A 12,384-nucleotide genomic window follows, 5' to 3' on the forward strand; every position below is an offset into this window, starting at 1 on the left:
AAGGTTAGCTGTTGTTTTTAATTAAGTTGTCGAGTTCCTGTCTATAGGCTGAACCGACCGGTAGTTCTGTTTGCCCGACCCAGACACTTGTTTTATCAATTCGGCTGATCAGATGCCGGGCAACGATATAGGATCGGTGAATGCGAATAAATAAGTTATTTGGCAGCATGGTTTCTGTTTCATTCATGGTTAGCCTGGAAAGGATGGGTGGGCCATCGACCTGAAACCGGACATAATTTCCCAAGCTTTCAGCGTAAATGATCTCACTGAGCGTTACACGGATATGCTCATAGCCGCTTTTAATGAATAAGGCAGGAGCAGGGCCATTCGCCTGGGGGTGGGTCCTTCGCAGTTCAAATTGTTCAGCAGCTTTATTGCAGGCTTTCAGGAAACGTTCTGATGAAAATGGTTTCAACAGGTAGTCTATGGCATTGAGTTCAAAACTTTGTACAGCATGCTCAGTGTAGGCTGTTGTGAAAATCACCAGGGGCGGCTGATTGATAGATTTGATAAAGTCGAGACCCGATAGCCCCGGCATTTTAATGTCCAGAAATAACAGGTCCACTTGTTGCTGATGTAGCAGGCTAACTGCGGACAAGGCACTGGTAAAGCAGGCCTTAAGGTCTATAAATGGGACTTCCGCTGCCAGATTTTTTATAATCTCGAGGGCAATAGGTTCATCATCAATCGCGATAGCTCGTAACATATTTATTCTGATAAAGTGTTAATGATTAGTACTGCAACAAATTCCTGATTTTGTATGCCATAACTCAACTCGTGTTTGCCTGGGTAAAATAGGTTTAGTCTTTCGCGTACGTTTGGTAAACCAATCCCAGAGTATTCTGCTTCGGGATCGTTGGTAGCGGCGTTAAACAGGCTATTGCGGACCTCAAAGCGGATTTCCTGCGACTTGCAGGTAAGAGAGATCTTTACCCATGATTTTTCTGGCGGCTGGACACCGTGTTTGAATGCATTCTCGACAAAAGGTATTAACAGCATTGGGACGATCAACTGACTACCCGCACTTTCATCAATGCTAAGCTCCACGCTGGTCGATTCTTCTTGAATCCGCAATTTCTGAAGAGAAATATAATTTTGGAGGTAGGCGATCTCCCTGCTTAAAGGAATAAAATCGAGGTGGTTCTCACGGAGCATGAAGCGCATCATGTCGCCCAACTTTTGTATACCCTCTGCTGTGCGCTTTGATCCGTCTAGCAAAGCTGTACCATATAAAGTGTTCAGCACATTAAAAAGAAAATGCGGGTTAATCTGTGAGCGCAGAAATTGCAAATCTGCCTTGGAGCGGTTTAGGGCTTTTTCGCTGCGCTTGAGCCGACGCATCTGGATGTTTTGCTGTATAGCGTAGGCAATCGTTGCCAGGGTGATTAAAGCAATGTAGACGCGGAAGACGGCGAGGTTATCGATCAGATGGAAAACCACCCAGAAGAAGGGGATTTTAATGAATAGGATCAGAAAGCTGCTGATTTGATTCAATCGCGAGACCCGGTAAGCACTTTTTGGCAACCTTTCCGCTCTTGCGATCAGGTATTCCTTGAGCGCAACATATCCTGCGTAAATCAGTACAATTATAATTCCCTTGCTCCAGCCAAATGTCAGGTCTTGCAAGGGTTTATCATTATAATTAAAAATGGCATAAAACTGGAACAAGTGACCATAGTTATATAGATAGGGTCGCGCGAAATAGGTTGCGCTGTTTATTCCTAATGCCAGCAAGCACCCAATTAGAATTATCTGAAGGGCAGTTAAAAGGTAGGCTGACCAGGTTTTGGTACGGAATAGCACTGGGATAGTAATAAAATTGAGCCACAGATACCCGGCATAAAACAACAACAATACACCTACTTGTGGGATTAAGAAGTTACGGTACTTGTCGTAGCTCAGGTGATTCTTTTGAAAAGCAATTGCATAATCATCCAGCCGACCTTGGGTAATAAGGGCGATCCAAAGGTATTTTGCTATAACAATCAACACGATTAGGCTGGTCAAGATCAGCCCATATGTTTTCCATTTAACTTTCAACTGTTTCATATCTTTAGCAAGAATAAAAGATATTCCGTTACCCAGTTGAAAAATGTGACGGCTAGGCGAAAAAATGTGACTAAAAGCCAAACCATGATTTCGGGAAGTGAGGAAGAACCCCTCGGGGCGGCTTGCAGCACTCTTGCAGATGGCTTTAAGAAAAACCTGTCTTTTCTGGCTGTTTGCTTTGTCTTTGGTCTGTGTCGGCTCTGTGTATTCACAAACAAAACAGCCATTAAACACAGAATATAGACCAGAAACAGTGTTCTTTATATGCCAGGCGTATACAAGGAGTACCGAAATCTTTTAAAAGATTGCGTTCACCAGTGGTAAACTGAACAATATTTTAACGCGTCTTATTCCTGGCTTTATACCTGATATATGAAAATACAGCCAGGACAACAACCAACGAAATCGTGACGTACACCCATGAAGGGATCGGTACAGGATCACCCTGGGCATAGGAATGCAAACCAGTCAGATAGTAGTTAACACCGAAATAAGTCATGATGATGGTGGAGAAACCCACTAGGGACAGTAGGTTAAACAAATACTTACTTCTCAGTCCCGGTATCAATCGAACGTGCAGGATAAAGGCATACACAATTACAGAAATGAACGCCCATGTCTCTTTAGGATCCCAGCTCCAGTACCTGCCCCAACTTTCGTTTGCCCAGATTCCTCCCAGGAAGGTTCCTACAGAAAGTAAAAACAGGCCGACTGTCAATGACATCTCGTTCACAATAGCCAGTTCAGTTACTGATGCTTTCACCTTTGAAGATATTTTATCGTTGTCAATGATGAAGAGCAATAAGACCACCGTACCAATAAGCGCACTCAAACCGAAGAACCCGTAACTTGATGTGATAATTGCCACATGGATCATCAGCCAATAAGATTTTAGCACAGGTACGAGCATAGTTATTTGGGGGTTCATTTGTGAACCACCGTGTGCAAACCCCATTAGGATCACTGCTATTAAACACCCGGCCGCAGGTATAAACGCATTGCTGTTTCTATACAGGAGCAAACCTGCCAAAACACCAATCCAGCTGATGAATAATACTGCCTCGTAACCATTACTCCATGGTTCGTGACCAGAAATGTACCAGCGAACACCCAAGCCAACTGCCTGCAGGAATGCCGCAATCGCAATCAACACCAAGACTCCTATAACCAATCTGTTGAGTGATTTTGAAGTCTTAAATAATTTCAGGAATGCCAGGGCGAGGATGGTGGTACCCAATAACGCATAGCAGATCATCAGGTTTAAAAATAGGTTCCAGGAGTTGTAACTGATTTCCATGGCAACCTTCGTTTCTGACGGGACAATAGACTTGCCGTACTTTTGCTGGGCATCGCTAATTTGCTGCAATTCAGAATTGGCAGTCTCCCAATTGCCAGATACCTGCGCTTTATTCACCGCAGCCACATAGCGGTCAAACGCATTTGTTTTGCCTGTAGTATCCATATTTACAGGGGATTTTGCTTCCCAGGTATTGTTTTTGTCGCCAACAATCGGGAAAATTCGTAAGTACTGACCACTTAGCAGCTGACCCATAGCCTCCAGTTTATCGTTGAGTTCAATCAGGTCTTTGTCGTAGCTGTCTTGCTCTGAAGCCTTTTTCGCGAAAGCCTTCATGTAATCATCTTTTAGCAAAAACTCTGCACTGCCATCATCATGCATCCTGATCAGGTTTACCATTGAGGTGTAGCCTTGTTCATTTGCATTTACAGATTTCAGGATGCCTTTACCACCTTTTGTGTTGACTTTAAACACCGGAACATTGATCCAGATAAATGGACTGGTAGAAAGAGACAAGAAAAACTGATTGGCATTAAGTGTTTCGAAGCGATCTTTTCCATACAATTTTCTTAGGATCTCCAGTGCCATTGTATTTACAGGCTCAATCCTTCCATCAATGTTTTGTACCAACAGGTGTCCAAATTGATCAGCATGTTTGCTGTCTATTTTTAATGAAGCTGCAAACATCGCTGAATTCGCATTTTCTACAGGTTTGTAGGGTAACACCGGAGAGGCCGGCGCAGCGGCAGATGGCATTTGTCCGTGATCGTGGACATCGCCGGGCTGATGTACGTGCGGTTCGCCATCCTTACCATGCATGTCGATCTCCTGACTAAATGCACTACCAACAGGTAAAGTGAGAAGTAAGAGTAAAAAAGCTTTAGACTTAGCCAGTGCTTTCAATTGTTCGTTCAGTTTATAAAAATGTGTGCCCTTCCAAAACAGCGTAATGAACAAGCCAAGGAATAACATCGTGTAACCCAGGTAAGTTACATTAGTGCCCAGTTCATCGTGGTTTACGGATAAAATGGTACCTTTTTCATCCCCGTCAAAGCTGGATTGGAAAAATCGGTAACCTGAATGGTCCAGTACATGGTTCATGAAAATTTTATAGGGTGTTTCGGTGTTTCCATCCTGGATAATCACGTCTGATGAGTAAGCGGCCGGACTGTTGCTGCCTGGATATTTCTCCATTTTAAAGTCTGCCAGTTTCAGTGCAAAAGGTGTTTTGTAAATCTTAGAGCCATAAGCTAAAGCGATCTTTATGCCCCCAACTTCACTCTGGTGCTGGAAGTTGGTCATGCCTTTTCCACCATAAAAAGAAATGGTATCTACGGCAGTCGGAGTGGTCACTTCTACTTTTACCAGATCTAGATCATCCTGATGCGTACGTTTGTCGCCCTCAAAATATAAAATGTGACCATTTACGGCAGGTTCTGGTACTACAAATGCCAAATCACCATAGGTGTATAAGCTTCTTTGGTGAAAAGGCTGAGGAGCATTATCTCCGGTTACCACTTTTCTTTCCTGAGTAGCCATGATCATATAGTTGCCTTCGTATGGAGATGAAATTTGATACGCTCCAGTTGAATTATCAATATTAATGGCACCAACGGTTGGTTTATTAAAACTCAGCAACATATTATTAACCAGCTGAACATTACCTGAAGGAATGTATTTGTTAACCCGTTTGCCATTCTCAAGCACGACAATATGCAAAGTAGGTTTGCCACTTGCGTCCCTAACCAGAGAGTCCTGCGCCCTGGTGTAAAAATCTACCACCTTCATTTTGATGCGTTGGCCCTGGTAATCATATTCAGAAGTAAAGGTCTTTTTAAATGCCTTTAAGTAGCCTGGTATTTTATTGGAGATCAGAATCGCACGAACATCGTCATAAGCCAATACCTGATCGCCTGATCCGATCTGAACCTTAAAAAAGGTAGCATCAGACACTATATCATTGCTAGATTCGCCTTCACGTATGTGCATTGAACCTTCAAAACTAATGTACCTGGTGATGAAGCCACCAGTAAAGATCACCACAAAGGCCAGGTGGAAAAGCAATAACGGCCATTTTTTTCGTTGAGTTAACTGGTATCTTTTGATGTTTCCAATAAAATTGATGATCAGGATGACCATCACCAATTCAAACCACCAACAATTGTAGATCAACGCTTTGGCAACGGGGGTTCCATAGTCGTTCTCTACGAAAGTGGCCATGGCCATAGAGAAAGCATAAATTAGTAGCATGGCACCCATGGTACGGGTAGAAAAGATGATTTTGGCTAGACTTTTAAACATTTGATGTACTCAAAAACGGATTTAATTCAAGATCGGGAAAGATACCGCTCGAAATTGAGAAAAATAAAGCACTGTTATTTTATGGCAATTCAAAGACTTAATTTGATTTCTTATATTTAGTGTTATGAAAAGTGAAGCTGCTCAAAGTCCTTTTGCACAAACCTACTTCCACGGCACAAAGGCTGATCTTAAGATCGGACAATTTATAGAAGCGGGTAACCAATCAAATTTTGGGAAAAGAATAAATGCGAAATACATATTTCTAACTGCAACCCTGGATGCCGCTATTTGGGGTGCAGAGCTTGCTATTGGAGAGGGTAAGGAAAGAATTTATCTGGTAGAGCCAACAGGCGCCATTGAAGATGACCCTGATTTAACGGATAGAAAGTTCCCGGGAAATCCGACCAAGTCTTTTAGATCAATTTATCCATTTAAAGTTGTTGGGGAAATTACAATTTGGCAAGGTCATCCTGAGGAACAAGTAAAAGCAATGAAAGATGCGCTGGCTAAACTGAAAGCGCAGGGAATTGATTCTTTAAATGACAGCTAGCAGCCCCGGGCAAACGTAACAATTGTGTAACGGTAGCAGATTATTTTAGTTTACAGGATGGGACAGGATGCCGGTTGTGATTTTTAGTTTTAACTTGTAACGACTAAACACACAATTGAATGAACACAAATCGGAACCGGTCTGCAAGGTGGGTACTTGCATTATCCGGGTTGATCCTCCTGGGATTTTCTTTCACCACTTTCAGAAAAGAAAATCCTGGAGCAAAGGTCGACAAACTAAAACTCTTGCCTGATTTCAAGGCACAACATCTTTACAGTCCATCAGAGCACAAGAACGGGTCATGGGTATCTATGGCTTTTGACGACAAAGGAAGAATTATCGCGTCCGACCAAAATGGTTCTTTATACCGTTTGGAAATTCCTCCTATTGGTGCTGATACCAATAAAGTAAAGGTCAAAGTAGAAAAACTTATTGTTGGAGATACCGCTACAGCTAAAATAGGTATGGGATATGCCCATGGTTTGTTATATGCTTTTAATAGCTTGTATGTCATGGTCAATCACAACAGTGATGATAAATTTAAAAAGGGAAGTGGTCTTTACAGATTACAGGATACGAATAATGATGATCAGTACGATAAGGTTACATTAATTAAAGCATTAAGCGGTGAAGGTGAACATGGTCCACATAGCCTGGTGCTTTCTCCGGATGGCAAATCGATTTATATGATTGCTGGTAACTATACTGACCTGCCGGAGATGGACAACTATAGGTTGCCAAAAACCTGGAAGGAAGACAATGCACTGGCAGAGATCAAAGATCCAAATGGCCACGCTACAGATCGATACGCACCAGGTGCGTTCGTGATGAAAACTGATCCGGAAGGTACTAAATGGGAATTGGTAAGTGCAGGCTACAGAAATCCTTACGATTTTGCATTTAACGAAGATGGCGAGATGTTTGTTTACGATGGGGATATGGAATGGGACATGGGTATGCCATGGTATAAGCCAACCCGTATCAGCCATGCGACAAGCGGAAGCGAATTTGGATGGCGCTCTGGGAATACCAATTGGTCGCCGGCATATCCTGATAACCTGCCTGCCATTTTAAATATCGGACAAGGCTCTCCAACAAACTTAATCAGCAGTTACAATGCACGCTTTCCTGAGAAGTACAGAAGGGGTTTGTTAGCGTTCGACTGGACGTTCGGGATCATCTATGCTGTGCAACTTATTCCAGATGGATCGTCTTACCGGACAGAGGCAGAAGAATTCCTTTCCGGACAACCTTTGCCGTTGACAGATGGTGCAATTGGACCAGACGGGGCTCTGTACTTTTTAACTGGGGGACGTGGTTTAGAGTCAGACCTTTACCGTGTATATTACGGCGACAATACATTACCTGCTAAAGCCTTACCTGCTAAAGAATTAATGGGTACGAGGGAATCACGTAATTTAAGGAAGAAGCTGGAAACTTTCCATGCGGAACCTAACCCGGAAGCTATTGGCCTGGCCTGGCAGTACCTCAAAAGCAAAGACCGCTATATCCGCTACGCTGCTAGAGTAGCAGTAGAGCATCAGCCAGTAGCTGAATGGCAGGAGAAAGCACTTAATGAGAAAGATCCGATCATATTATTACAATCTATGATTGCCCTGGCCAGAAATGGCAGTAAAGATTTAAACAGCAGGATGCTCAATGCCTTGATGCAGATCAGTTATTTTTCGTTAACTGAAGCTCAGCAAGTAGATTTACTGAGGGCATTTGAGCTGACTATGCTGCGTACCGGCAAACCAAATCCTGCAGATCAGGCAAAGTTGAGCAAATATCTCAATGCTAATTTCCCTGCTAAGACCAACGAGCTGAATCGCTCTATGATCAAAGTGTTGGTATATATGGGAGACGCTCAGGTAGTTGCCAAAACCATGACGATGATCAATATGGCAAAGGACGACCTGGCCGACCAGAAAGGCATCACCAGTTCTTCAGATCTGATTCTTAAAAATCCTCAATACGGACTGGATATTGCAAAAACGCTTTCTAAAACACCGCCCTCACAACAAATTTATTATGCTGTAGCATTAAGCGAAGCGAAGAACGGTTGGTCTCCAATATTACGCGAGAAATATTTCAAATGGTTTTATAATGCATTCGGTTACAAAGGCGGCAATAGTTATATCGGCTTTATTGATGAAGCGCGTAAAAAGGCATTGAGCAATGTTCCAAAAGAACAGTTTGCCAATTATAATAAGCTGTCGGGAGACGGACTAGTAGCCAATAAGCAGTTAAAAATGGGTGATATCCCTCAACCCAAAGGCCCTGGAAAGGAATGGAAGCTGGAAGAGGCATTAGCGGTGGTAAAGGACAGTCTTGTAGGCCGAAACTATGTAAATGGCAAGAATATGTTTGCGGCAACATTATGTATATCCTGTCACTATACAGGTGGAGAAGGAGGTTCTGTTGGTCCGGATTTGACGCACCTTGGTACCAGGTTTACCGAAAAAGATATATTGGAGTCTATCATATCACCCAGCAAGGTGATTTCTGATCAATATGCGGCAACCGTTTATTATCTAAAAGATGGTAGTTCCGTACTGGGCAGGTTTAGAAGCGAAACAAAAGATAAGATATTCATTTCTCAGAATCCTTTTGCCCCGCAAACACTTCGTGCTATTCCTAAGAAGAGTATAGTTAAATCATCACTTTCTAAATTGTCGGTAATGCTTCCGGGTATGATCAACGGTCTTAATAAAGAAGAATTGAAAGATTTAATAGCTTACCTGGTATCAGGTGGTAATAAAGATAATAAGGTGTTCAAATAAAGCAGCCAGAGATAGTTATGAAAAGTATTTTTACAGGAGGTCTGCTACTTTTGACATTGTGGTGTAGTCCTGCTTCTGCACAGCAGAATGGGTTCGTTAAAATTTTTGACGGTAAGACGTTAAACGGATGGAGGGGAGACCTGACGCATTGGAAGGTGGAAAATGGGAGTATTGTTGGGGAAGTTACCCCTTCAAACCAATTAAAGGAGAATACTTTCTTGATTTGGGAAGGTGGCACCACCGAGAATTTTGAACTGAAAATAGCGTATAAGATTTCTGAAGGTGGAAACAGCGGAATACAATACAGAAGCGAAGAATTAACTGGCGCACCATTCAGGTTAAAAGGTTACCAGGCAGATATTGATGGTAAGAATGAGTATACCGGACTAAACTATGAGGAACGAGGTCGCGGTTTTATCGCCCGTCGTGGTGAAAGTATGGTCATGGATTCTCTAGGTAAACCTGATTTTGCCAAATCATTGGGTGCGTCGGACGAGCTGGCTAAGTCAATTAAAGCAAAGGATTGGAATGAGTACCATTTGATTGTAAGAGGTAACCACATGCAGCATTATATCAATGGAGTGCTGATGAGTGAGGCGGTAGACAATGATCTGAAGAACCGTAAGTTTTCTGGGTTGCTCGGCTTGCAGGCCCATGTAACCCCCGAAATGCGTGTAGAATTTAAAAACATAGAGTTCAAAAAATTGCACTAACTTAGGGTTATGGCGTATATTATAGGTGTTGATGTTGGAACGGGAAGTACTAAAGCCGTTGCCATTGATGCTGAAAATAACGTTTTAGGTGTAGCGCAATACCATTATCCAACATTTTCTCCGGCATCTGGTTATAGTGAGCAGGATCCGGAAATGATTTGGCAGGCTTTTAAGTCTGCCATTTTTGACTTACATACTGAGCTGGGCGTTCCTGAAGCTATAGGTTTGAGTGGAGTGATGCACAGTTTGTTTGCGGTTGACGCCCAAGGGGAAGCGCTGGCACCGATGTTAACCTGGGCAGATTCAAGGAGTGCCATGCTTGCTGAAAAAACAAGAGCAACTAATCTTGGTAAAACCCTATATGAAGAGACAGGAACTCCAATCTATGGGATGTCGCCCCTCTTTAAGATCATGTGGATCCGTGAAAATCAGCCCGCTCTATACGCCAATACATTTAAATTCATTTCTATTAAGGAATACATCTGGTATCGGCTTTTCGGTGAATTTAAAATTGACCATTCCATCGCATCTGCAACCGGACTGTTTAATATCTCTACATTAAATTGGCATAGTGATGCGCTGAACTTGGCGCAAATTGATAAAAGTAGGCTTTCAGAACCAGTTCCTACAGATTATGTCAGATCGGGTGCTAGTTTGATAGATGAGGGCCTATTGGCTTTTAGTCATGCTAAATTTGTGATAGGCGCAAGTGACGGCTGCCTCGCAAATCTTGGAAGTGGTGCTACTGAACCCGGAATTGCCGCTGTAACCATCGGTACGAGTGGAGCAGTACGGATTGCCAGTAAACAGCCAGTACTTAATAACGGTGCAATGACTTTCAATTATATCCTTAACAGTGAAACTTATATTTGTGGAGGTGCGGTAAACAATGGCGGCCTCGCTTTGCAATGGTTGTTGGGGAATGTATTTGGTAGAGAGCATCTTACTGATGATGATTATGAGGAATTGTTTAACGGGGTTGAGCACATTTCGCCTGGAAGTGATGGATTGTTGTTCCTGCCTTATTTAACCGGAGAGCGAGCGCCATTATGGGATGCGGAACGTTGCGGAACTTTTTTTGGGTTAAGAAATGACCATCAGCAGTCTCATTTATTAAATGCGGTATTGGAGGGCATTTGTTATGCATTGAATGATGTGCTTTTGGCTGTGGAAGAGCAGGGTAGCTCTGTTCAACAACTTAACGTTAGCGGTGGATTCGTCAAATCAAGGGTTTGGATGCAGGTACTTGCTGATATTACCGGTAAAACCGTATTTAAAAAACAGTTGGAAGACGCTTCCGCGATAGGTGCTGCGACATTGGCGGCTATGGCGGTAGGGTTGGCAGGATTTGATAATAATCAAGAATCTGGGGAACCAATATTGTCCGACATTTCAAGATATGAGGTTTATTGTAAGTATTTTAAGCTGTACCGAGAAGTTTCCAACGACCTGTCGGGTGCTATGCACAAACTTTATCAGCTAAGACATTTTTAAATTAATTACAAATCATAAGACGATGTTTAGAGTATTGTTTATTAAGTTTCTATTCTTTGTTGCACTGCTGCTACAGTTCTCATCGGTATCCTTCGCGCAATCGGCCAGGGTAGAAGCCGAGATAAGGGAGGTGATGAAAAAGTACGAGGGAGTAGGACTATCCGTAGCTGTTGTGAAAAAGGGTGCGTTAATTTACACCCACTCATTCGGATTAAAAGATATTGAGCATAATACAGTACTTAGTGATCATGATATTTTCAGGATCGCTTCAATTTCAAAATCTTTTTCAGCCACCTCAATTTTCCAATTGATAGAAGCCCGTAAACTGTCGCTGAATGATGATTTTAGTAAGCTTGTAGGTTTTAAGGTTCGAAACCCAAAGTACCCGGAAACGGTAATTACCCTTAAAATGGTGATGGCGCATCGATCAAGTATCAACGATAGTGAAGGCTATTTCAACCTGGATGTGATCAATCCTGATAAGAATGTCAATTGGGCAAAATGTTATAATGATTATGAACCGGGAAAAGGCTATCAATATTGCAATTTAAACTACAACATGATAGGGACGGTAATTGAAAAGTTTTCTGGGGAACGTTTTGACCAGTACGTAAAGCACCACATCATTGATCCTTTAAAATTGTATGCTGGTTATTGTGTGGACTCACTGGATGCTTCTCGTTTTACCACGCTTTATGAATACAATGCGGTCTCTAAGGTTTTTACCCCCGCACCACTTGCCTACAACCCCCGAAGTGAGGAAATCAAAAATTATGTGATGGGTTACAGTACCCCTATTTTTTCCCCAACCGGTGGTATGAAGATATCTGCAACAGACCTGGCCCGGTACATGACCATGCATATGAATTACGGGAAGTATGCGGGTGGCAGGATTATCTCTAAGAAAAGTGCGAAGATCATGCAGACAAAGCTTTCAGATGAGGAGGGTTACGGACTTGCCATCAGGACTGTGCCTGATCTTATACCCGGAAAGGTGATAAAAGGCCATACTGGTTCTGCTTACGGCTTGTACAGCATGATGTTTTTTCATCCACAAGAGAAATTTGGCATTGTAGTGATCACAAATGGTTGTAACCCGATTTATGCAAATGGATTTAATGATTTCCTTGCCACCACCACCAACATTTTATATAACAATTTTATCAAGTAGTCTATTTAGATCATGCTGTATTAGCC

Annotated in this window: 8 protein-coding genes; 5 read left to right on the top strand and 3 right to left on the bottom strand. The window is 42.5% G+C overall.

Translation table 11 applies throughout. The features are described from left to right. Nucleotides 1-4 precede the first annotated feature (4 nt). From ACXZ1K_RS08845 to ACXZ1K_RS08855, 3 genes are all read right to left on the bottom strand, one after another. On the bottom strand, nucleotides 5-706 hold the full coding sequence (locus ACXZ1K_RS08845) for a LytR/AlgR family response regulator transcription factor (protein WP_458973021.1): 702 nt from the start codon (nucleotides 704-706) through the stop codon (nucleotides 5-7). A 2-nt stretch (nucleotides 707-708) separates the two neighbouring features. Further along, nucleotides 709-2,049, bottom strand: coding sequence for a sensor histidine kinase (locus ACXZ1K_RS08850; protein ID WP_458973022.1), 1,341 nt, complete (start codon nucleotides 2,047-2,049; stop codon nucleotides 709-711). A gap of 337 nt (nucleotides 2,050-2,386) precedes the next feature. Continuing rightward, nucleotides 2,387-5,647, bottom strand: a complete 3,261-nt coding sequence (locus ACXZ1K_RS08855) for a cytochrome c biogenesis protein (protein WP_458973023.1) — start codon at nucleotides 5,645-5,647, stop codon at nucleotides 2,387-2,389. A gap of 124 nt (nucleotides 5,648-5,771) precedes the next feature. Between ACXZ1K_RS08855 and arr the strand changes: the two genes are divergently transcribed. From arr to ACXZ1K_RS08880, 5 genes are all read left to right on the top strand, one after another. After that, the gene (arr, locus tag ACXZ1K_RS08860; protein WP_458973024.1) at nucleotides 5,772-6,197 is read left to right on the top strand and encodes an NAD(+)--rifampin ADP-ribosyltransferase; all 426 of its coding nucleotides are present in this window, start codon (nucleotides 5,772-5,774) and stop codon (nucleotides 6,195-6,197) included. Nucleotides 6,198-6,316: 119 nt separating this feature from the next. Next, on the top strand, nucleotides 6,317-8,980 hold the full coding sequence (locus tag ACXZ1K_RS08865) for a c-type cytochrome (RefSeq protein WP_458973025.1): 2,664 nt from the start codon (nucleotides 6,317-6,319) through the stop codon (nucleotides 8,978-8,980). A 17-nt stretch (nucleotides 8,981-8,997) separates the two neighbouring features. Continuing rightward, a complete protein-coding gene (locus ACXZ1K_RS08870; RefSeq protein WP_458973026.1) occupies nucleotides 8,998-9,693 on the top strand; it encodes a 3-keto-disaccharide hydrolase in 696 nt (231 codons plus the stop codon). Nucleotides 9,694-9,702: 9 nt separating this feature from the next. Then, on the top strand, nucleotides 9,703-11,187 hold the full coding sequence (locus ACXZ1K_RS08875) for a gluconokinase (RefSeq protein WP_458973027.1): 1,485 nt from the start codon (nucleotides 9,703-9,705) through the stop codon (nucleotides 11,185-11,187). A gap of 22 nt (nucleotides 11,188-11,209) precedes the next feature. After that, nucleotides 11,210-12,358 (top strand): serine hydrolase domain-containing protein, encoded by a 1,149-nt coding sequence (locus ACXZ1K_RS08880; RefSeq protein ID WP_458973028.1) that lies wholly within the window; start codon nucleotides 11,210-11,212, stop codon nucleotides 12,356-12,358. Nucleotides 12,359-12,384 lie beyond the last annotated feature (26 nt).

It is taken from the genome of Pedobacter jaeyakensis, assembly GCF_054461315.1.

Excerpts from the sequence above, each read along its gene's own strand:
- arr (WP_458973024.1), top strand. The coding sequence starts at position 5,772 with ATGAAAAGTGAAGCTGCTCAAAGTCCTTTTGCACAAACCTACTTCCAC.
- ACXZ1K_RS08880 (WP_458973028.1), top strand. The coding sequence starts at position 11,210 with ATGTTTAGAGTATTGTTTATTAAGTTTCTATTCTTTGTTGCACTGCTG.
- ACXZ1K_RS08855 (WP_458973023.1), bottom strand. The coding sequence starts at position 5,647 with ATGTTTAAAAGTCTAGCCAAAATCATCTTTTCTACCCGTACCATGGGT.
- ACXZ1K_RS08865 (WP_458973025.1), top strand. The coding sequence starts at position 6,317 with ATGAACACAAATCGGAACCGGTCTGCAAGGTGGGTACTTGCATTATCC.
- ACXZ1K_RS08875 (WP_458973027.1), top strand. The coding sequence starts at position 9,703 with ATGGCGTATATTATAGGTGTTGATGTTGGAACGGGAAGTACTAAAGCC.
- ACXZ1K_RS08850 (WP_458973022.1), bottom strand. The coding sequence starts at position 2,049 with ATGAAACAGTTGAAAGTTAAATGGAAAACATATGGGCTGATCTTGACC.
- ACXZ1K_RS08870 (WP_458973026.1), top strand. The coding sequence starts at position 8,998 with ATGAAAAGTATTTTTACAGGAGGTCTGCTACTTTTGACATTGTGGTGT.
- ACXZ1K_RS08845 (WP_458973021.1), bottom strand. The coding sequence starts at position 706 with ATGTTACGAGCTATCGCGATTGATGATGAACCTATTGCCCTCGAGATT.